Raw genomic sequence first — 21,311 nt, 5'->3', positions numbered from 1 at the left:
AGAAAGATGACGCAATCCCAGCCAGCAAAGATCACGGATATTCCGCTGTCACAGCTGATGCCTTTGCACGCGATGCGCAGCGTTACTGTCGACGACGTACGTAACGCATTGTCGCCTGAGTTTGCTCAGTTCGCTGAGCAAATCGCAGCAGTGTTCAGCGGTGAGAACGTGGAGCATCCAGAGCTTTTTGCGCGCAACCTCAACCCGGAGCCACAGGCGGAGGTTACCGGAAACTTTATCCAGTCCGAGACTTCGGAGATTAAAGATATGAGCCCCCACAACGAATCACCTCAGCCACAGAAGCCCAAGAAAGTGTTTGACTGGGCGGCAGAGTTGGCAAAACTGGAAGCGGCAAAGGATTCTCGCACCCAAGTTAACGAGGATGATTACACCAATCTCCCTGCATCTGCATTTAAAGTGCCTTATAAAGGCCGCCAGGCTGCGGGCTGGGTTGCCCCAGAGATGCACTACGAGATTGAGATTCCCGCTGCACAGCCCCAGTCGGACATACCGGAGGAAGAAGCGTACGGCTACGAACCGTCGGTGGAGGAGAGCTCCGATGCGCGCCACCCCGTGCGTATCTGGTGGGAGCCGCTGGAGTGCCAGCCAGGAGAAATGGTTCTCTATCGAGTGGTAGCTGATGACAAAGAGATGATCGAGTCGCCAGAGGCGGGCGAGACTCTCATGATCACAGAGGGCTTCGCATACCGTGACCATAACCCAGGCGAGTCGGGCCTGCGCCACTATTCGGTGTGGGCGTACAAGGGCAAAGACCTTGGGGAGATCATCAGTGCGCAACCGGTGTTCATGGGCGAGACCGCGGTGATCTACCCGCCGGTCAACGTCAAGGTCACCACCATCAAAGGCGCGATTCAGGTCTCTTGGGATTTGCTCGATGGCCATGAGGGCGCCGTCGTGTATGCGTGCAAAGACAACGAGCGTGACAAGCTTTCCCCACGCTTTGAGCAGGACATTGAGGCCAGTGGACGCAAGGCTACGATCCGCGTCCAGGAAGCCGGCCAGACCATGGTCGTGTCTTTGCTGGGGCAGGCGCAGTTCCGCAGCAACACGTTGACGAGCGTTAATGAAGCCGCGGTCCAGCACCGTGTGAAGCTGGCCAGTGAGCTCGAGAAGATGACCATTACTCGGTGCAAGCGTGTCACGGTCGAAGGTCATGACAATATCGACATCGATTGGCGCTCGCCAAAGACCGGCGAGGTCAAGATCTATCTCACGCCGCATGCGCCGCTGCCGGAGCTGCGTACCAAGGCCATCGATAAGTCCTACGTGGAGAACGCGTTTGCTGACGCCGTGACTGAGACGCGCGGCGTTGCTCAACCGGATTCGCCGCAAAACACCACGGTGGCGTGGCCCCCGGATTGGTACGAGGTGTACATCACCCCGGTGAACTTCAACGAAGCTGATGCTTGGGTGGGCGAGTCAAAGGTTCTGCAGCGCGTCCTGCCCATCGCGGAGAATGAGGTCCGCCTCATCGAGCGTGTGGACAGCCAGCTCATCTCCTTCAACTGGCCACTGGGCGCAACCATGGTGGAAGTTACCACCAACAGCGGCACGAGCACGGTGCGTGAGGAAGACTACGAGCTGCAGGGCGGCATCCGCTTGAACCTGGAGCGCCACAGTGACCGCGTGCGTCTGCGTCCTTACGCGATGTACGCAGGCGAGCGTACCGAGGCTGAGGAGCGCATTCTGGAATACGCGGGACTTCGGACAGTCACGTATGACATCCTGTATGACTTCCCGACTCGCCAAGTTGGTGTTTACCTCTCGAGCTTGGACAGCGGCGACAAGCGCCCATTTTCTTGCCAGGTTGTCTACAACCCAGAGCGCCTTCCGCTTTACGCTGAGGATGGTTACCCGCTGAAAATCTCCGGCACCAATACGGCGACGTACACAAGCCAGGGACTGGGACAAAGCACGTTCCAGAACCCTGACTTTGTTGTGGAGCTCGATGAGCGCACGCTGCGCGGTGGCTACCTGCGCTTGTTCGCGGTTGATGGTTTCAATTCGATGGACAGCGGATTCGACTCCTTTGGGATGGGAAGCAACGACGTGTTTAATTCCTTCAACCAGAGTGGATTCGACTCGTCGGAGTTCAATTCTGAATTCAAGGAGAATGACAAGGCCGTCGTGGTGGAGCGCAACGTGGCTAGCCGCTTGTTCTTCCCGGCGAGTGCTTTTAACCAGCAACCGGTTGATTTCAACGACTATCAGAAGGGGCAGCAGTAATGGGCGGCGCATTTAGCTACGCGTCCTTTTCCCGCGGAAACGGCCGTGCCGGTGGTTGGGGAGTGGGCTCCAAGGTTGGCGATATCTCGTCAGAAGAGCTCCAGGAGCTCATCACTTATGTCCCGACCACGCTGAACACTGGCACTCGCATCCCTGACTTTCCGTCCGCGCAGGAGCGTGCAGAGCTGGTGCACCGTACCGCTGTATTCACGCTGACTGAGGAAGGCGAGAAGTGGGTCACCATGGTCTCTGTTCCGGCGGGAATCGATGCCACGGGACGCGGTGGAAATGTGTTCACGTACACCTGCGTAACGGACGGCGGAATTCCGCCGGCGCCAGCCCAGGTACTGTTCTCCCCGGACGTGCCCACTCCTTTCTCCATCTTCGAGGTGGACAAGGTACAAATCCCGGAGAAGATCGTGCGCAAGGGCCCGCTGGCTATTGATGCACTTATCGACGACTTTCTGGCTGGCGAATTCCAAAAACCTGCCACTCTTCCGGCGCCATTTAAGTCCGTGACCCCCAATCCGGACGCCGGCTACAACGCGCGTTTGGTCAGTGCCATGGCGCAGGTGCTTTCTTCCAAGAAGAAGTCACTAGTGGTACTCGTTGCACCAGAAAATCAGGCGGCATTGTGGATTGCCGCAACCGCCCGCGAGGTCGGCGAGCAAGGCTTCGGGTACTCCACGTTTGAAAAGCCAGCGGGTATCGCTGAGCTGCCGCTGGGCGCTTCGACCATGGTCGTCGTCCCGGAAAGTGAAAAGCTACGCCTGATGGAGATGGTTAAAGCCGGTGCTATCCCAGGTAACCCGGTCGTCTTTGTTCTGGGCGAGTCCCTGCCCGATATCAGCGCCTATGATGACTCTGCCGTGCAGCCGCAACAAAGCACGGTGGCGGAGCAGCCGCGCCCTTTTGGCGAGCCACAAGCTCCGGCTGCCGAAGCTTCACCATTCCTGCCAGAGGCTCCGCGGCCACCGCAGCCGACGGGATTCGCAGAACAGCAGCCACTCGGTGCCTATAACGCAACGAGCTCCAATCCTTTTGCTGACGTCTCTGCTGCTCCTGCGCCGGTCAATCCGGCGCCAGAGACCCCAGAGTCCACAGCGCCAGTGAACCCGGCGCCGGTGCACCCACGGGTGGAACACCGGGCGTCGCCAAGCGCAGCTCCGCGCCCCAATGCATGGGTGCCGCCGCTGACTAAGCAAGAAATCGAGCACCTATATAACTACGATCCGGCGTGGTGGCTGAAGTACCTGAATGCCAACCGTGGCCGTGCTATTCACCTCGCGATTCTGGATCGCTCCTGTTACCCAGAGGGTTACTACACCCTCGCCTTGGCTGCGGCAATTGCCTCCTGGGTCCAGCTGTTCGAATCGCCTTATAAGCTCCTCGTTCGCGAAATCTTGCGAGGTCTCGACGACGACACAATCGCGCAAGCGCGTGCTCTCGTGGTTGAGCGGTTTACCGGGGTCATCAAATTAGACCGGTGCAGAATGGGTATCGGTTCACAAAGCGATCTGGGTCGCTTCATCAAGGAAATTGCTGAAGAGATTGCTCGCAACGTCCAAAGCCAACGGAAGGTAGAAGACTATGGCTAAATACACTTTGAAGGATGGAGATTCCCGCTCCATTTCTATGAATGACAGCATTCGTGTCGAAGCCTTCGAGATTGGTGCAGGTGGCGCGAGGATTGAGCTGGAGATCATTGGTGAAGGTGCGGATTTTAGTCGCATCGACAAGATGTACTACATCATCCACAACATCACGGAACGCGCAACGATTCAGGTGAAGCCGTCTGAGGCAGCAACCTACGGCCAGCGCACCGAAATCCGCTTGAGCATTTCCAATGGCGAGGACACCGTTAGCTTTCCGCGCGTGCTTATCGATGGTGCTGAGGACAGCTCGGAACGCCTGGCTGAGCTCACCGCTGAAGGTGGACGCCTCCGCCTCGATGCCTTCGGCTCTTCTGAAGGCGTGGGTATTACCGACTCCGCACGTGAGGTTCGTTCCAAGATGCGGCGTGCTGCGGTGAACGACGCCGAGCTGAAGAACGCCACGGCAATCATCGACAGTTCCTCGTCCATGCAGGTCAACGTCAACAATGCGGCGCTCGATCTGGTGGCTAAGTACATCAATGCCCTCGCTGATTCCTTCAGTGGCTTCATCGCAACCGATGGTCGTGAGCGCACCGACCAGCACGTGGTGAGCGAATTGCGCAGCTTCATCCGTGGCGTCATCGAAGCCGGTGCTGACCGCGTGGGTCAACGCCGTTGGCGCAGCGAGGATCTCTCTGCGAATTCCTCACTGTTTATCTACGTCACTGATAGTCCAACGGCACAGATGCTGAAAGGCGATATTCCTTCGGTGGTTATCGTCGTCAGCCCGATCGCTAAGCAAGAGGTCGAACTTGCCAAGGTAACTGCAGGGGACCACGCGGTGGCCTTCGTTGTTATTGACGCCGAGGCCGTTGAAAAGCAGGGGAGCGAGTTCAACCAGGACCTGGCACGCCTGTCAGATCAGGTCGCCGAGATGCTCAAGGAGGAGTACTAATGGCTAGCTTGGCAGCATGTCCGTGGACGTTCCGTCCACTGGAAGAAGGCGCTACCGTCAGCCCGTATAACAACCGTGAGTTGTTGCCCAACTGGACCGAATCCGTGACCCATTGCGTGGCCATGGCAGGTGCTCGTAACTCCGGAAAGTCTCTGTATACCGCCGTTATGGTCAAGCAGCTCAAGCAGTTGGCGCATAAGCACAACCATTCCGTATTCGCAGCGGATCAGTCCACGGAGCAGCGCTTCCAGGAAAAGTACGAGCAGCCGCTCTTCCAGGAAATGAAGAGCATGGACCCAACTCCGAGCGCGGTGGCTACGGACGCGTATCAGCGTGACCCGCTTATCTTCGATCTTGGCCAGTGGCCAGATCCTGAAGGCACGATGCGCACGAATTACCTTGTGTTCCGCGATGTCGCAGGTGAGGACTTGGAGAACTTGCCGGAGCGTGAGGATGACCGTGAGGCGCTGTCCTTCTTCAAATACGCGGACCTCGTGATTTTCCTCTTCGACCCGCTCCGCGAGCGAGAGATCCGTGACTACCTGCACGGTTTGGTTCCTGACTTCGGCGAGCTGGGTGCGGAACCAACCCGCGTGCTGGAGAACCTCATCACCCTCATGGGCGAGGACTCCCCACCACCGCTGGCGGTGACGATTTCTAAGTTCGACACGATCCAGAAGCTCGAGCAGAACCCGAATACGCAGTGGGCCAAAATCATGGGCAACACTGGTGCCGCGTTCCGTCGTGACACCGGTTGGAACTTCTACTTCGATGATGCCACCATCTTGAGCTACGAAGTTGACTCGCTGCTGCGCTTCCTTAAGGCCAACGACCTCATCAATATGGTCAACAACATCAGCCAGAATGGACGCCAGTACTTTGCGGTCTCTGCATTGGGCGAGGCGCCAACTGGCCGGCAGCTGGCGCGTAGCGGCATCGCGCCGTTCCGCGTTCTTGATCCTCTACGTTGGATGCTCAGCAGCCGCGGTGTGTTTAAGGATGATGTGCAGTGACTTTCGGCAGCCCGCGGGGCAATCAACAGTTCGGTTATCCGCCACAAGGAGGGCAGAGTAACCAGGGGTTTGGGGCGCCGGCTGCGCCCTTCAGCGACTACCGCTTTGGGCAGGTAGCCGAGCAGGAGCAGGTAAAGCGCAAGGCCGCAGACATGAGCGCGTGGCGCGCGCCGTGGACGCTGCAGATTGCCGCGCTCATCGTCCTCGGCATCTCCTCCTACATTGTGTACTACGTCTTCGAGCTCGTGGCTTCGGAGCGGGTGTCGGAATCCCTGAATCGCATCGAGCGACTGGCTACTGAGCTGGGTGTTGTGCTTTCCATCGTCGTGGTTGCGTTGTGCGTTCTGAGCGTCTACGTGTTGCATGCGCAGCATAAAGCGCGCATTTGGCTTTCTGCGGTCCTAGCGCTGGTCGTGCTCATGATTGTGTTACCGCACGTATGGCCTATTTCCTTGGCCGCAATCGTGGCCATTGTGCTGCTGTGGCTGCCAAGCAATAAGGAATGGTTTGGCTTCATAAGCTAGGCGCTTGTAAGCGAACAGCATGTGCGCAGTGTGGTATGCGGAGATGGCTTGCCGCTAGGCCTTCTTGGCCAGGGATGCCATGGCGTCGTCATTTCCGGCGGCGGAGAAGAGGTTGTAGGCAAAGTGGTAGCGCTGGCGTGCACTATCCGCGTCGTTGGCGAGGGCATAACGATCTCCCAAGAGCTCGGCGACCTCGCCGAGGCCATTGAAGTCGGCGGCGGTTTGGGCTAGCTCCACTGGGTGCCGCTCGAGGAAGTCCATCAGGATCTGTGTGGATTTGTACAGGTTGTTTGCCTCAGTGCGCAGCGTCTCAGAAAACAGCACGGTCCACTTAGCGGCTACGGGAAGCCCCGTGTGCTTGAGAACACTGACGTAGCGGGAGGCGAGGATATCGTGCGCTTCACTAAGGTCGGACTGCATGAGCCCAAGAACTACTTGCTTGAGTAGCATCTCCAGCTCGCGTTCTTCGTTGCCGTCACGGGCGTGTTCTTGGGCGGCATCGGCGTAGAACTGGGCGCGGATTATTCCGGAGGGGTCCGTGATATTGCGGGCTGCATTTTCGTAGAAGCGAGCCAACATGGCGATGGGGAGTTCGAGGTATTCCCGCCGCTTGTGGTTGCGGCGCAGGATCTTGTAAGACTCCTCAGCGACGACTTCGCGGGCTTCATCCGAAGTGGAAGCCCACAACGCGCCAACTGCGGATTCGAGGAGAATAGTCAGTGCCTCTTTTAGCTCCGTGTTTGCGCTGGAATCGAGGCTTGTGGTGGGGGCTGTGACCTGCAAGGGGCCAGCAAAGGCAGAATTTAGGACCGCATGGTTGATAGCGACGAACTCGGACGCGTGTGACTGGGCATCGCCAGACTTGGCGGCGTCGAGTCGCGTGCGCAGGCCAGCCAAAATTTGTGCGATGCTCTGCGCCCCAGCCTCATCAGAGTCTGCCGTTTCGTTCGGGGTAGCAACTGGGTGGATGTTAGTTTCAGGCGCTGCTGCCGCCTGAGCGGCGGCTGTTTCCTCGGCTTCTCTTTCAGCTCGCTCGGTGGCCTTGCGTTTCTCGAGTTCGTTGAGCTCGGTGAGAATGGAGCTGTTGCCTGCAAATGCGGCCTTTTCCCCGAAGGCGCGGGCGTTCTCAAACTCCTCGAGTTTCATGAACTCATCGGCCAAGAGGGCGTAGCCGCGGCTTGCTAGATCAGGCTTACCCGTTAGGATGCCGATGCCAGCGATGAGTAGGCCATTGGTTGAGTCAGTCGGCTCGGAATCATCGAGTAGGGAGGCGACAAGCAAGCTATGCGCTTCTAGGAGATCGGCGGCAGGCTGTGCGTCTTCAACTGCGCCGGTGAAGCGACCATCCACAATAACTCGGTCGATACCTGCTGTTATCTCTTCAAACTCGGAAGCGGGGAAGCCATCTTCGGGAGAGAACAATTTTGCCGAATCCAACAGTGCTGCTGCGCGCTCGGCATCGAGGAGAGGGAATGTCACGTCGGTAGGCATGGGACAGATTTTAGTGCAGGAGGAGACAAATTTCGCTCGTACACTAGAGCCCATGAAAACCGACACCCCCGCGGGGCGCTACGCCCCGAGCCCCTCTGGGGATCTCCATTTTGGAAACCTGCGCACCGCCCTGTTGGCTTGGCTGTTTGCCCGTTCTACAGGCAGGCGCTTTGTGGTCCGAGTCGAGGACGTTGACACCCAACGCTCATCGGAGGAGTCGGCGCAGCGCCAGCTGGAAGATCTACAGGCTCTTGGCATCGATTGGGATGGCGAAGTCATCCGCCAACAGGATCGCTATGCCGCCTATGCCGAGGCTCTGCGCCAGCTTCCGCACTACGAGTGCTTCTGCTCCCGCAAGGACATTCAGGAAGCCTCGCGCGCCCCGCACGCCATCCCCGGGCAATACCCTGGAACCTGCCGCAATCTCACGCGCGCAGAGAAAGAAGCTAAGCGCGCTGAGCTCGCGGCCGCAGGGCGCGTGCCTTCCTTGCGGCTTGCCGCAGAGGTCTCCGAGTTCACCATCCATGACGCATTGCATGGGGATTACACCGGAGACGTGGATGACTTCATCCTGCGCCGCGGCGGGCTGGTGGCCGACGTTGCTAACCCAGATACGGACTGGGCTTATAACCTGGCGGTAGTGGTCGATGACATTTATCAAGGCGTCGATCAAGTCGTGCGCGGTGATGACTTGTTGAGCTCTGCACCGCGGCAGGCGTACTTGGCCTCCTTGCTGGGTCAACCGGCACCCGAGTTCGTCCACGTTCCGCTCGTTTTGAACGAGGAAGGCAAGCGCCTTTCAAAGAGGGATGGGGCGGTGACGTTGCGGCAGCTGCTCGAAGAGCAGAGCCCAAGCGACGTCGTGGCGCACATGGCCGAATCCCTAGGCTATGAGACACGCAGTGCGGCAGAGCTCCTGGACCAGTTCGATCCCAGCTCAGTGGGGACTGAGCCCTATATCTGGATCAACTCTTCGATTCATTAATAAAGCGCGGACTATTGTTAAAGAAGTAACTAAATTATACGGTCGTGTTCGGAGTGATTTGAGTGGAAGTGCTACTGGTCCTAATCGGTTTGATGTTGTTGACCGTGATCGTTGTAGCAGTAGGTGACAAACTCGGTCTGCCGTGGCCAGCGCTCCTTTCTATCCTTGCCGCGTTATCGATGTTCATCCCGCGGCTGCCTGACTTCACGATTCCCACTGACCTGATTCTTCCGGTGTTCCTGCCGCCGCTGCTGTGGGCGCTGGCAAGGAGGACCTCCTGGGGAGTTATCCGGGAACAGTGGATGACAATTCTTAGCCTGTCCGTCCTTCTCGTGGTGGCAACCACCATGGCAGTAGGCATGACCGCATATGCTTTCCTGCCGGGCATCTCTCTTGCTGGAGCGATCCTCATCGGCGCCGCCATTGCCCCGCCCGACCCAGTTGCAGTGGAGGCAGTCGCCGAGCCCGCAGGCATTCCGCGCCGTATCATTTCCACGCTGCAGACTGAAGGCCTCTTTAATGACGCGGCGTCGATTGTCGCTTTCCACCTCGCGCTCGTGGCAGTCACCGATGGCTCGAACATGTCCTGGGCAGACGCGGTCACGAGCTTCCTCTATTCCGCAGTCGTCGCAGCAATCCTGGGCTGGGGAAGCGGCCGCCTTGCCTCCATCTTCATTGCCAGGGTGCACGAGGTCGTGGCACGCAACGCTCTGACTTGGGTGATTCCTTTCGCCGTTTATGCGGGGGCGGAAGAGCTTCATGCTTCAGGCGTCATTGCCGTGGTGATTGCCGCAGTTGAGCTGCACTCGCGCGCGCCCATCCAGGCCGAGGATAGGCTCTCCGGCCAGTCCTTCTGGGAGACCATCGAGCTGCTCTTTACCGGCGTGGCCTTCGGCCTCATCGGCATGACGGTAAACACTGCGGTACACGAGGCAGGCGCCAACCTGGGCCACTCCGTCATCGTCGGCATCTTGCTCTCCTTGGTTGCCTTCGTTGTGCGCCTGCTGTGGATGTGGGTCTTCTACCTGATCAACAAGAAGCGCGGCAAACCCCGTCTTGCCCCGCTGCGCCTGCAGGAGGTCCTCCTCATGACCTGGTCCGGCATGCGCGGGCTGGTCACGCTGGCCTTGGTCTTGTCCATTCCTAGCGATGCCATCGCCTACAGCGATGAGCTTTCTGTCATCGCGCTGACCGTGCTCGTGATGACCATGGTGATTCCAGGTCTGCTGCTGCCATGGCTCATGAAGCAGTTGGATCTCACCACGTACTCGCAGGCGGCGTCGGACAAGATGCGCACCGAAATCACCAGCCGTGCGCGTAGAGCCGGAATCCAGTCCTTGCGGAAGAAGTACCAGGAATTGGATCCAGAGATCGCAGCAAATATCTCGCAGTGGTTCGAGGAACGCCTTGGTGAAGACGAAGACGGCGATGACGCTAGTACGCGTATGCAGAAGGCCATTCAGGCCCGCGACGTCGCCATTGCGGCGCGCCGGGTAGCACTGGCTGGTGCGCAGCAGGAGCTGCTGCGCCTGCGTCGCGACCGCAACTTTAACCCCATGATCGTGGATGAGGTGCTCGAAGAAGTCGATCGTATGACCCTCGGAACCAAGACTCACTAGGCTGGGCAGCCGGAACCACATCGCCTCGTACAGGAGCAACACACATGAACGCATTTGAGTATGCCCAGCTAGAAGACAGCATGGACTACTTGTACGACTTTTTTGATCAAGACTTGGAATCCCGCGTACGCACTGAACGCGAGTACCTGCCGGAGTCCCTGCAGGAGCTGCTCGGGGACCATACGGTGTTGGACTACATTTGGCTGTGGATTAAAGAGCCCGGCCCCAATGGTTTCAAGCAGTATCTGCGCGACGGTGAATACTCTGAGGCCGAAGTCGAAGAGGCATTTTTGTGGACTCGTAACGAGTGGGGCTACAACACCCCACCTCATATTGAATGGTTAAAGGCCGATGGCTACGAGCCACCGGCCTTCTAACGAGCGCTTTTAAGAAGCTTCTTAGTGCGTGGGCTGAAAGTCCACGGCCACGATCTGATTGTCCGGCTTGGAGCCGTCAGCAGGGAATGCCAGCGCGATTGCCTTGGCAAAGTACTCGGCGCGCTTCTCGTTGCCTTCGGTGGAGTAGTGCACGTCGTCGCCCGGCAGGAACCACTCAGTGTGCACGTCAGAGGCCTAGTCATAAACCACCAGGTTGGGGTAGCGGTCGCGTGCGCGCAGCAGGGCCTCGTTGAAAGGCGCCATGTTGGCGTTGGCGTAAGCACCGGAATCCAGGTTGGTCTTGGCAGTCGGCCACATCACGGGGGCGTCGCCAAGCACCTGCATGATCTGGTCCACGCGCCAGTCTTCCTCGCCGGAACCGCCCACGGCACGGTTGGCGGCGTCGTTCACGCCAGCGCCGATGACCCAACAGGATTCCGCGCCGTAGCCCTGGCCCAGCAGCTGGTTGACGGAGTCGAGGATGGTTGGATCCCCCTCGAGGGCCTCAACGGTGGAGCGGGCGCCGGTGACGTCTGCGACGACTTCTTGAGCGCCGACGTTTTGGTAGGTTACCTGGGCATTGAGCGAAGGATCGGAGATGTAGTCGTCGGAGAACATGCCGATTGACGTCGAGTCACCTACGTGAATGACGGTGGTGCAGCGCGTCTTGCCTGCTTGGGAAGGATCCGGGGCTGCGAAGCTAGGATCCGCGCTTGACGACGCCGCCCCTTCCGGCGCCGCCGCATCGGACGCCTTGTTAGCAGGGCCGTTACCGCCGACCTTCAGGCCCATCTGCTGCGAACCAGCTGGCTGCTCCTTGCCTAGGGTGTCGTTCCATGCGGCCGGAATGCCCATAGCAACCACTGCCGCCAGCACCGTGGCTGGCACGGCTAGGGCAAGGCGGGGCGTGCCCAGAGCCTTGCGCTCAGCCCACCAGTTTTTGACGGGAGCAAACACACCGTTGCGGCGAATCGGGTCCTCCACCAGGGACCAGGAAATTGACGCCAGCGCGATGGCTACGACGGTGACCAGGATGGGGTGCGCCACCGACCATTCCGGGATGAACACGATAGCGGGCAGGTGCCAGAGGTAGATGCCGTAGGAGCGCTCACCGATCCAGCGCAGCGGCGCGAGGCCAAAGAACTTGGAGAAGAGTGTGCGCTGATCCAAGGCCGCGGTGATCACGGCCACGCTGGCAACAGATAGCGCAAGCAGGCCCCAGTTGTAGAGGTGCGGGGAGTAGTCGGTCAGCCACCAGTAGAGGAAGCCGATACCCACCGCGCCCAGCAGCGCGCACGGAATGGTCAGGGCGCGCGGCGGGATGCGATAGCCTTTGTCCTTGGTTAGCGCGATGGCCAGTGCGGCGCCGAAGAGGATACCGCCGGCACGAGTATCGGTGCCTTCGTAGACGCGGGTGGCGTCAGTGCCGGTGTTGAATAGGAAAGCCATCCAGCCGAAAGAGACCGCGGCGAGGACGAGTGTGGCCGCAACCAGCGGTTTGCGCTTGCCGCGCGTGAGCTTGAGCAGCACGAACAGTACCAGCGGCCAGAAGAGGTAGAACTGTTCCTCCACGGACAGGGACCACATGTGGTCGAGCGGCGCGTGGCCGGTGAAGCGGTCGAAGTAGGACTGTCCTTCCAGGATGACATGCCAGTTGTTGACGTAAAACAGCGCGCTAAGTGCGTGCCCGCCGGTCTCGCTGAGTTTCGCGCGATCGAAGAAGATAGTCAGTAGCAGCACCACAGCCAGCATGAGCACAACCGCAGGGACCAGGCGGCGGAAGCGGCGCAACCAGAAGGTTGGCAGGCCCAGGCCCTTGCCGCGCAGGTGGCTGCGCATGAGGTTGGCGGTAATCAGGTAGCCAGAAAGCGTGAAGAACATGCCGACGCCCAAGTAACCGCCGGGCAGCCAAGCAGGATTCAAGTGATAAGCCAGAACACCGAGTACGGCGACAGTGCGCAGCCCGTCAATAGCGGGGACATATGACGTGTGTGAATCGACCGGTCTTGGCATCCGGAATTCTCCTCCGAGGGAACAAAGTTAAGGGTGGGGTGGATTGTGAGACCTCATTACTTTAAACCTCTGTCTGGACATTTTGGTGTTTTGGGCGGAATACTCCCCGCCGCATGGAGGGGCGCAGCGTGTTCGGTACGCCGAGCACTAGGGCATCGTGGGTATTGCGCCGGTATGTGCGGCATTTCACAAAAATTGATGAGAGTGACGAGTCGAGGGTGCAAGCTTACGGGATTTTCGTTGCGCCCCGCTGCAAGCTTGCACGCCGGAAGTGATAGTCTACACTCCGTTTATGGCTAGGAGCTTGGTAAATGGGAATGATGCTTGACGGGGAAGTCCGAGCGGCGGGAGCCGGTAGAAACTTAGGAAAATCGAACAAAATCACTCCCGCGTAAATAATTTTTGAAGTAAATTTCATCCGCGCCTTGAAATATAAAGCCGCTGGTTAACCCGATTGTCTAAAGCTGAGTAGTGTGTTCTTAGTGCGTTACGCTTGGCAGATTTTTACTCGAGACATTGCCCGTCTCGGTCGCACTAAAAAGGCATGGATCATCCTCATCGGCGTGGTCATCACACCTGCCCTCTACTCGTGGGTGAACATTGCAGCTTTTTGGGACCCGTACGGAGCAACCGAAAACATCAAGGTCGCCGTTGTCAATGAGGACAAGGGCGGATTTTCTGAGGTCACGGGCCGTATCGACGTAGGAAAACAAGTAACAGAACAGCTCCGCGAGAACCATCAGCTGGGCTGGCAGTTCTTCGACGCAGAAGCTGCAGAGAGATCGCTCGAACGCGGCGATACCTACGCCACCATCACCATCCCCTCCGACTTCAGCTCGGAGCTGCTGGGCGCGCTTAACGGGCAATACACCCAGCCGGCCCTGGAGTATCGTGTAAACGAAAAAGCCAGCGCGATCGCCCCAAAGATCACCGATACCGCTGCATCGAGCCTGGATAAGCAAATCACCTCTGCGTTCAAGGAACAGGTAGCCGAGGCCGCGGCCTCCAACGTGCGCGACGAGGGAAATAAATTCCAGAACAAGATTCAGCAGTCTCGCCAGCGCTCTGAGGGCGCCTTCGATAAGGCCGCTAACAATATTGAATCGGCACGCAGCGATCTGCAGCGAGTAGGCGATAAGCTCGGCACCGCCCAGTCCTCTATGTCGGGCGCCAAGCAGACGCTAAGCGACGTTGAGCAGGCAATGACGGATGCGCAGGCTGCGCTGGGGGACGTCCAGGGCATTATCTCCGATGCTCAAGGTAACGTCACCGGCTACACCGACTCGCTAACCTCAGCCTTTGTGGAGGGCGCGACTGGCCTGGCGGAAGGTACGTCCCGTGCTCAGGAATCGGTCGCCGACATCACCGCACGGCTGGACCAAGCTAATTCGCGCTTCAACTCTGCAACCCAGCAGACTAACGACGCCATCTCTGCTGGCGACAAGTCCATCAAGCAACTGCGCGGCATTGTAAACTCGCCCGCGATTTCCCCTTCGGTAGCGGGCCCACTGAACGACGCCATCTCCACCCTGGAAGATGGCAACGCCGCGAACAAGCAGCTGTTAGGCAACCTGCAGGCGCTCAGCAATGACAGCAATGAAACGGCCAAGTCCATCAAGTCCACCGCGGACGCGGTCAACCAGGCCGCACAGGACACAAAGCAGACCTCGCAGGCGCTGTCGGATGCTGTGGACAAGTCCGTGCCCGAGCTCAACCGCGCAATGAGCAACTTGAGCTCCAAGGTGGGTGGATTCTCGGCCACGCTGGAGACCCAGAAAGCAACGATGAAGGAAGCGCAACGCTTGGTCGACGGCGTCGCCAAGCAGCTCGGCGCCACCCAGGATGCGGTGAGGTCCTTTGACTCCGACCTGGCTTCCCTTGAGAAAGGCGTGGAGGGCGCGCGCGATGACGTGCGAGCTATCACTGCGACCTCGCGAACCAAGGAGTTGCAGACCATTACCGGCCTGAACTCCGAGGAAATCGGCAACTTCTTTGCCGATCCAGTCGAGGTCAAGAGTGAGCCCGTCTACCCGGTGGGCTCCTATGGTTCCGCGATGGCCGCGCTGTTTACCAACCTCTCCCTGTGGATTGGCGCCTTCGTGCTCATGGTCATCATCCGCGTGGAGGTGGACCTCGAGGGCTTCAAGCGCCTGACCGTGGGACAGGCCTACCTTGGCCGCTTCATGCTGATGGCCTTGCTGGTTCTGGTGCAGGCCGCCATCGTAACCGTGGGCGACCTCGCCATCGGCGTGCAGACCGTGAGCCCGGTGGGCTTCGTGGCCACCGGCATGCTGATCTCTTTGGCCTATCTCAGCATCATCTATGCGCTATCGACGGCGCTGGGCCACGTGGGCCGGGGTCTCGCCGTGGTACTCGTCACTGTGCAGATCCCTGGTGCCTCCGGCTTGTACCCGATTGAGCTGATGCCGACCTTCTTCCGTGCGATTTATCCGCTTTTGCCGTTCTCCTACGGTATCGACGCAATGCGTGAGACCATCGGTGGCTTCTATGGGCTGCACTACTGGAAGTTCATGGCGGTGCTCGCGCTCATGTTCGTGACCTCCTTCATCCTGGGTCTTATCGGCCGTCGCAGCTTCGCGCACTTCAACTTGCTGTTTAACCGCGAGTTGGCCAAGACGGATCTCATCGCGGCGGAAAACGTGCAGATTGTCGGCGATGGCTACCGCTTCGCCGACGTCATCAAGGCGTTGCAGGGCAAGGAAGAGTTCGTGGCCGACTTGGAAAAACGCCAACACGACTATCAGCACTGGATTCGCATTGCCGCCGTGGTGGGCTTTGTGGGCATGGTGGTGCTGGGGATCATCGCCGCGTTGGTTCCTTCGCAGAAGCCGTTCCTGCTGGGCATTTGGACGCTGTGGTGCCTGGTGATTCTGGCCATCGCGGTCACGCTTGAGTACCTGCGGCAGAGCTTGGCACAGTCTGCGGAGCTCGTGGATCTGGACGAGGAAGAGCTGCAGCATTCTGTCGCCGCACGCGGCGAGGGCGTGCATTCGGCAACGGCTGCCGCTTCCGTTTCTGTTGAGGAGGAGTAATGAAAAAGATTGGTGAAATCTTCCTCGACGATCTCCGTCGCGCAACCAAGAACGTGATGGCTGCCGTCATCCTCTTTGGCCTCGTGGTCATTCCGTTGCTGTTTACTTGGTTCAACGTGCTGGCCAGCTGGGATCCCTTCTCCAACACCGGTCAGCTCAAGGTCGCTGTAGCCAGCGAGGATACCGGCTACAAGAGCGATATCTTCCCCGTTCCGTTGAACGTGGGCGAGCAGGTGCTCTCGCAGCTGCGCGCCAACGACAAGCTGGACTGGATCATCACTGATCCGGAGAATGCACTAGACGGAACTAAGTCCGGCGAATACTACGCCGCCATCGTTTTGCCGGAGCACTTTAGCTCGGACATGATGACCTTCTACGCGGAAGGCGCCAAGCCGACTGAGATCTCGCTGTACACCAACGAGAAGAAGAACGCGCTGGCGCCGAAGATCACCAACCAGGGTGCGGAGGGTGTTTCCTCCCAAATTGCGGAGTCCTTTACGCACACGCTTGGCGACGTCTCCCTCGGCCTCATTTCCTCCCTCGACGACTACCTCAACCAAGGCGATACGCAAGCGGCCCTCAAACGTATCGAGACTCGCGCCGACGGCATTGAGGCGCAGCTGCACACCGGTGCGCGCACGGCGCGCTCCATGGCCAGCCTCGTGGACTCTTCGGTGCCACTGGTGGAAAGCGCGCAGCGCATTGCGAATGCCCCGCGTCCTTCGCTTGATGCGCCGAGCGGCGAGCTGAACCTTTCGACCGAATCACTCGACGCCGCACTCTCGCAGACCGCGGACAGCTACGACGTCGTCCGCCAGCGTATCGATGCCCTTTATGATTCCGCCTCCACCTCGCGAGCCTCGATGCAAGCAACGCTCAACACCTTGGCGGGGCAGGTTCAGGGCCAGATTGACGCCTACAAGGGGCTGCGCGACCGTATCAACACCGACGTTAAGCCGGTGCTGCCTGCGGAGGCCGCCCAGCTGACCAGCAACTTGGATGAGGCGATTGCCGCACAGGAAGCGGTGCATTCTCGCCTAGTCGCCGCAGCCAACGCGCCGGGCACCGAGAAACCGGACTTCTCTGCCATCGACCGTGCCAAGGAGGCAATTGAGAGAAGCCGCAACTCCCAACTGCGCACCTCGGTGGGGCAGTTGCAGTCCTCCTTACAGCGAGTTGGTCAAGACATTGGTACGCAGGGATCCGGCATCAGCCTCGATACCGAGACTCTGACTGGCGCGCGCGATGCCCTTACTACGTTGGCCTCGGAGCTCGACAGTGATGGCGAGCGCTTCGGTGAGCTCAAAGACGAGCTGGGCAACGCCCGTAAGACAGGCGACTTCTCCAAGCTGGCCAAACTGGTGGGCTCCAACCCGGACGCGTTAGCCGGCTTCATCGCCTCGCCGGTTGCGGTTGACCGTCAACCGGTCTACCCAGTCGCAGCATTCGGCGCTGGTATGGCGCCGCTGTACACCACCCTGGCGCTGTGGGTGGGGGCGCTGCTGACGGCGGTCACTTTGCGCACGGATGTCACCGATAAGTCTTATTCTGTGGTGCAGCGCTTCTTTGGCCGCTTTGGAATCTTCGCGATGATCGGCTTCCTGCAGTCCACGCTGCTCTCCCTGGGCCTTATCTTCTTCGTGCAGCTAGAACCCGCACACCCGTTCTTGCTGTGGCTTGCAGCCTGGGTTTCTTCGACCGTGTTCATGATGATCATTTATACGTTCGTGGTTTCCTTCGCCAACGCGGGCAAGGCGCTCGGCGTGCTCTTGCTCGTCATCCAGGTCTCTAGTGCGGGTGGCGCCTACCCGCTGCAGCTCCTGCCGGAGTGGTTCCAAAACATTAGCCCGTGGTTGCCGGCGACGTACACGATTCGCGCCTTCCGCGCCGCTATTGCTGGCGTCTACCACGCGGATTACTGGCTCTCGCTGCTGGTCTTGCTCCTCTTTATTGTCCCAATGCTCTTCCTTGGCATCGTGCTCCACAAACCGCTCAACGCCTACACCACCAACCTCAATGCAGAGTTGGCAAAGACCAAGCTGATGTAATACCGCACTAGAATCGCCGGCATGGCATCTACACCCCGCTCAGTTACCTATCGTTACGTCGACTCGCCTGTGGGCGAACTCCTCGTGGCGGCGACTGAGTGGGGTGTGGTCTATCTGGCCTTCGCATGCGAAGACTCTGCGAAAGTGCTGGCACGTCTTAATGACAAGATCGGCCCGGTGTCCAAGGGCACCAGCCCAGGACTGACTCTTGCCGTAACGCAGCTCGCCGAGTACTTCGCAGGCGCGCGCCGCACCTTCAGTGTGCCCATCGATGAGTCGCTCACCTCGGGCTTCCGTCAGCGCGTGCAAAGACTCCTGTCGGACATTCCATACGGCGCGACCTCCACTTATGCCCAGCTTGCCGATGCCGCCGCAAACCCCAAGGCCGTCCGCGCCGTGGGCAGCGCCTGCGCCCGCAACCCGGTGCCGATCATCGTGCCGTGCCACCGGGTGCTGCGCAGTGACGGCAGCCTCGGTGGCTACCGTGGCGGCGTGGCCGCAAAGGAGTTGCTGCTGTGCTTGGAAAGCGGTGCGCTGGAGTTCTGACCTTCTTAGGCCCCTTGTCAGCGCTGCAGCTCCTGGCTGCTGAAAACGAAACATGGTCCCAGCTCCGAAGAGCTGGGACCTGTGGCGGAGGATAGGGGATTTGAACCCCTGAGGGATGTGACTCCCGCACGCGTTCCAGGCGTGTGACATAGGCCGCTAGTCGAATCCTCCGTTGGAAAACATTATCAGCCTTGTCTGGAGTGGCAAAATCCGCAGGTCAATAGGGGAAAGATGGCCCTCAAATTGCGTGGGCCGCCCGCGAGCCACGCGGGCCGAGTGCAAACCATTCGGGCTGAGCGTGAATCCCGCGGCCTGAGTGCAATCCGTGCGAGCCCAGCGTCCAAATGGTGAGGTCACGTTCAAATGGTGAGGTCGACCCTTTACGGATGGGGGTGCTGTTAACTGCTGGGGCTGTTGAGTGGCGAACTCACCATCTGTACCTCACCATTTGGCCCTTCCGTGCCGCCGGGCCCAAAAACGTAAATGGTCCCAACTCCGAAGAGCTGGGACCTGTGGCGGAGGATAGGGGATTTGAACCCCTGAGGGATGTGACTCCCGCACGCGTTCCAGGCGTGTGACATAGGCCGCTAGTCGAATCCTCCGTTGGAAGACTCTACACGAGCAGGCCCAAAGGAAAAATTCGTACACCGCACGCCGGGTGGGCCGGCCTGCGTCCGGCACTAGTGGGGCACCCGTAACAGTGGCCATAGTGGTGGGAGGAGCGGGGCCGCAGCGACGGAAAGAATAACGGTTTGCCGCGAGCGTGGCTAGCACGCTAGGCTTATCGGCAGGATTCCGCGTGGCGTCCATCCTCTGAACTCCCCCAGGGCAGGAATGCAGCAAGGGTCAGGAGGCTCTGACGGGTGCGCGGGGTCCCTTTTAAGTTTTCTGGGTGATAAACATTACAAAAGCTGCACGCAAGCGTTAGTATTGGTTGCCATATATTCGCAACTACCCGCAACTAACCCGGAAGGTAGACAGGAATGTCGCTGCTCAATCTCGAAAAGCCCGAACTCGATGACCTCGCAACACAGGTCCGTAAGGACTACGAGGAGCTCAAGGCCAAGGGCCTGAAGCTCGATCTGACCCGTGGCAAGCCAGCCAAGACCCAGCTGAGCCTGTCCAACGACCTTCTTGAGTTGCCGGGCGCCGGCAACTACACCGACGCAGCGGGCAATGACCTGCGCAACTACGGAAACCTCGAGGGCATCAAAGAGCTTCGCGAGCTGTGGGGCAAGCTGACCAACACCAACCCAGACCTGCTGCTGGCCGGTGACTCTTCCTCCCTGAACATCATGTTCGACCTCATCTCATGGGCCTTCGCCTTCGGCACCAACGACTCCGAGCGCCCGTGGTCGCAGGAAGAAAACATCAAGTGGATCTGCCCGGTTCCGGGCTACGATCGCCACTTCGCAATCACCGAGCACTTTGGCTTTGAGCTCATCTCTGTGCCGATGCTAGAAGACGGCCCTGACGTCAACGCCATCAAGGAACTGGTCAAGGACCCACAGGTCAAGGGCCTGTGGACCGTCCCGATGTTTGGTAACCCAACCGGCGTCACCATCTCCGCAGAGGTAGCCAAGGAGCTGGCCTCCATGGAGACCGCCGCTGCTGACTTCCGCATCGTGTGGGATAACGCTTACGCCGTTCATACCCTCACCGACGAATTCCTAGAGATCCTGCCGATTCTCGACATTGCCGCAGAGGCCGGCAACCCGAACCGCTTCTGGGCCATGTCATCGACCTCCAAAATCACCTTCGCCGGCGCAGGCGTCGCCTTCTTCGCCTCCTCCCGCGAGAACCTCGACTGGTACCTCTCCCACGCCAAGATCCGCGGTATCGGCCCGAACAAGATCAACCAGCTGGCACACCACCAGTTCTTCGGCTCTGCAGAGGGCGTTCGCGCGGTCATGCGCCGCCACGCAGCGCTGCTGGCGTCGAAGTTCAACGCGGTCCTGCGCATCCTTGAGTCCCGCCTCGGCGAGTACGAGATTGCCAAGTGGACCGAGCCAAAGGGCGGCTACTTCATCTCCCTCGACGTCATTGACGGCACCGCTACCCGCGTCTGGGAGCTAGCCAAGGACGCCGGCATCGTCCTCACCAAGGCCGGTTCCGCGTTCCCGTACGGCGAGGACCCGAATGACCGCAATATCCGCCTCGCTCCGTCCCTGCCTCCGCAGGAAGAGGTTGAGACTGCGATGGACGGCGTCGCCACCTGCGTCCTGCTCGCCGCTCTGGAGAAGCTGGGGGCTTAGGCCATCAATTCCGACGAGACTGCTTATTGGCTTGACCAGGCCATCCCCGCCCAGCTGGAGTTTAAGAACGTCGAGGGGCGCAGGCTCGGTTTAGCTGCGCTTGACGACGCCCAGTCCCTCGCCGTCACCACCACCTTCGGCGACGTCGACACCGGGCTTAAGCATGCGGAGCAGGGGGTCGACGTGCGCTGCGAGCTGTTGACCGTAGCGCGCGCCACCCAGCCGGCGGTGGCTGCGGCAGTCGTCGCGGCCGCGGACAAACTCACCAAGGCCAAGGGCCTTTTGCCCGCGCAGCCAGGCGTGATGCTGCCGGAGGTCCTCGCCGAAGATTCGCTGAGCGTGCACCATGGCCTGCTCATCGCTCCTTATCTGTGGGGCGGGCAGGTCCCGCAGCTGCCCGAAGAAGGTCGCTTGACGCTGGTGTGCCAACTGCTCATGCTTACCGACTCGGAGTATGCGTACGCGGTGGAAGAAGGCGTCGCCAAGCTGCAGGAAGCAGTCGCCGAGCAAGGCGTGGACATCCTGGATTGGAAGCGCGCCGGTTAGCTTGTTCCGCCCGCAGCGGGGGAGAGTGTCCGCGGCAGAATGTA

The 21,311-nt window shown here is 59.6% G+C and carries 16 protein-coding genes, 2 tRNA genes and 1 other RNA gene; 14 read left to right on the top strand and 5 right to left on the bottom strand.

Going from position 1 to position 21,311, the window contains the following annotated elements:
* Window positions 1-6 precede the first annotated feature (6 nt).
* Genes HMPREF0308_RS07750 through HMPREF0308_RS07730 form a run of 5 tightly spaced genes read left to right on the top strand, consistent with a single transcriptional unit; the run spans window position 7 to window position 6,334 of the window.
* The gene (locus HMPREF0308_RS07750) at window positions 7-2,247 is read left to right on the top strand and encodes a SaeA-related protein (RefSeq protein WP_005530382.1); all 2,241 of its coding nucleotides are present in this window, start codon (window positions 7-9) and stop codon (window positions 2,245-2,247) included.
* A complete protein-coding gene (locus HMPREF0308_RS07745) occupies window positions 2,247-3,845 on the top strand; it encodes a GAP1-N2 domain-containing protein (protein WP_005530380.1) in 1,599 nt (532 codons plus the stop codon). Before HMPREF0308_RS07750 ends, HMPREF0308_RS07745 begins: the two co-directional genes overlap by 1 nt.
* The gene (locus tag HMPREF0308_RS07740) at window positions 3,838-4,797 is read left to right on the top strand and encodes a hypothetical protein (RefSeq protein WP_005530378.1); all 960 of its coding nucleotides are present in this window, start codon (window positions 3,838-3,840) and stop codon (window positions 4,795-4,797) included. The genes HMPREF0308_RS07745 and HMPREF0308_RS07740 overlap by 8 nt, the downstream gene beginning before the upstream one ends.
* Entirely contained in the window at window positions 4,797-5,810 is a 1,014-nt protein-coding gene (locus HMPREF0308_RS07735; RefSeq protein ID WP_005530376.1) for a TRAFAC clade GTPase domain-containing protein, read from the top strand. The genes HMPREF0308_RS07740 and HMPREF0308_RS07735 overlap by 1 nt, the downstream gene beginning before the upstream one ends.
* Complete coding sequence (locus tag HMPREF0308_RS07730; RefSeq protein ID WP_005530374.1) at window positions 5,807-6,334, top strand: hypothetical protein; 528 nt, start codon at window positions 5,807-5,809, stop codon at window positions 6,332-6,334. The genes HMPREF0308_RS07735 and HMPREF0308_RS07730 overlap by 4 nt, the downstream gene beginning before the upstream one ends.
* Before the next feature lie 54 nt (window positions 6,335-6,388).
* Here the strand turns inward: HMPREF0308_RS07730 and HMPREF0308_RS07725 are convergent, their stop codons facing one another.
* On the bottom strand, window positions 6,389-7,825 hold the full coding sequence (locus tag HMPREF0308_RS07725; protein ID WP_005530372.1) for a hypothetical protein: 1,437 nt from the start codon (window positions 7,823-7,825) through the stop codon (window positions 6,389-6,391).
* 52 nt (window positions 7,826-7,877) lie between these two features.
* Between HMPREF0308_RS07725 and gluQRS the strand changes: the two genes are divergently transcribed.
* The 3 genes from gluQRS (at window position 7,878) to HMPREF0308_RS07710 (ending at window position 10,806) form a co-directional block, all read left to right on the top strand.
* The gene (gene gluQRS / locus HMPREF0308_RS07720; RefSeq protein WP_034657261.1) at window positions 7,878-8,810 is read left to right on the top strand and encodes a tRNA glutamyl-Q(34) synthetase GluQRS; all 933 of its coding nucleotides are present in this window, start codon (window positions 7,878-7,880) and stop codon (window positions 8,808-8,810) included.
* Window positions 8,811-8,872: 62 nt separating this feature from the next.
* The gene (locus HMPREF0308_RS07715) at window positions 8,873-10,429 is read left to right on the top strand and encodes a cation:proton antiporter (protein ID WP_005530370.1); all 1,557 of its coding nucleotides are present in this window, start codon (window positions 8,873-8,875) and stop codon (window positions 10,427-10,429) included.
* A 44-nt stretch (window positions 10,430-10,473) separates the two neighbouring features.
* Window positions 10,474-10,806, top strand: a complete 333-nt coding sequence (locus tag HMPREF0308_RS07710) for a hypothetical protein (RefSeq protein ID WP_005530369.1) — start codon at window positions 10,474-10,476, stop codon at window positions 10,804-10,806.
* Window positions 10,807-10,827: 21 nt separating this feature from the next.
* Here HMPREF0308_RS07710 and HMPREF0308_RS14190 read toward each other — a convergent pair whose 3' ends face one another.
* Both HMPREF0308_RS14190 and HMPREF0308_RS07705 read right to left on the bottom strand, forming a co-directional pair.
* Window positions 10,828-10,992 (bottom strand): hypothetical protein, encoded by a 165-nt coding sequence (locus HMPREF0308_RS14190; RefSeq protein WP_005530368.1) that lies wholly within the window; start codon window positions 10,990-10,992, stop codon window positions 10,828-10,830.
* 9 nt (window positions 10,993-11,001) lie between these two features.
* A complete protein-coding gene (locus HMPREF0308_RS07705; protein ID WP_005530367.1) occupies window positions 11,002-12,819 on the bottom strand; it encodes an acyltransferase family protein in 1,818 nt (605 codons plus the stop codon).
* Between the two features lie 473 nt (window positions 12,820-13,292).
* Between HMPREF0308_RS07705 and HMPREF0308_RS07700 the strand changes: the two genes are divergently transcribed.
* From HMPREF0308_RS07700 to HMPREF0308_RS07690, 3 genes are read left to right on the top strand one after another with little or no spacing between them, the layout of a single operon-like run.
* Window positions 13,293-15,872: a YhgE/Pip domain-containing protein gene (locus HMPREF0308_RS07700; protein ID WP_005530366.1), complete on the top strand. Its 2,580-nt coding sequence runs from the start codon at window positions 13,293-13,295 to the stop codon at window positions 15,870-15,872.
* Window positions 15,872-17,920 carry a YhgE/Pip domain-containing protein gene (locus tag HMPREF0308_RS07695; RefSeq protein ID WP_005530365.1) on the top strand — a complete coding sequence of 683 codons (2,049 nt, stop codon included), beginning with the start codon at window positions 15,872-15,874 and terminating at the stop codon, window positions 17,918-17,920. The genes HMPREF0308_RS07700 and HMPREF0308_RS07695 overlap by 1 nt, the downstream gene beginning before the upstream one ends.
* A gap of 21 nt (window positions 17,921-17,941) precedes the next feature.
* Complete coding sequence (locus HMPREF0308_RS07690; RefSeq protein WP_034657260.1) at window positions 17,942-18,466, top strand: methylated-DNA--[protein]-cysteine S-methyltransferase; 525 nt, start codon at window positions 17,942-17,944, stop codon at window positions 18,464-18,466.
* Between the two features lie 82 nt (window positions 18,467-18,548).
* Here the strand turns inward: HMPREF0308_RS07690 and HMPREF0308_RS07685 are convergent.
* Both HMPREF0308_RS07685 and HMPREF0308_RS07680 read right to left on the bottom strand, forming a co-directional pair.
* Window positions 18,549-18,637 (bottom strand) — tRNA-Ser (locus tag HMPREF0308_RS07685).
* 342 nt (window positions 18,638-18,979) lie between these two features.
* Window positions 18,980-19,068 (bottom strand) — tRNA-Ser (locus tag HMPREF0308_RS07680).
* 184 nt (window positions 19,069-19,252) lie between these two features.
* Here HMPREF0308_RS07680 and ffs point away from each other — a divergent pair.
* From ffs to HMPREF0308_RS07670, 3 genes are all read left to right on the top strand, one after another.
* An RNA gene (ffs, locus tag HMPREF0308_RS13070) (signal recognition particle sRNA small type) lies at window positions 19,253-19,349 on the top strand.
* Window positions 19,350-19,449: 100 nt separating this feature from the next.
* The gene (locus HMPREF0308_RS07675; protein ID WP_005530362.1) at window positions 19,450-20,721 is read left to right on the top strand and encodes an aspartate aminotransferase type Ic; all 1,272 of its coding nucleotides are present in this window, start codon (window positions 19,450-19,452) and stop codon (window positions 20,719-20,721) included.
* A gap of 183 nt (window positions 20,722-20,904) precedes the next feature.
* The gene (locus tag HMPREF0308_RS07670) at window positions 20,905-21,267 is read left to right on the top strand and encodes a suppressor of fused domain protein (RefSeq protein WP_005530360.1); all 363 of its coding nucleotides are present in this window, start codon (window positions 20,905-20,907) and stop codon (window positions 21,265-21,267) included.
* The last annotated feature ends 44 nt before the right edge of the window (window positions 21,268-21,311 follow it).

Origin of the sequence: Corynebacterium striatum ATCC 6940, from assembly GCF_000159135.1 — a bacterium.
In the GTDB taxonomy this organism is placed as follows: Bacteria; Actinomycetota; Actinomycetes; order Mycobacteriales; family Mycobacteriaceae; genus Corynebacterium; species Corynebacterium striatum.
This window is presented reverse-complemented; position numbering and strand designations above follow the sequence as displayed.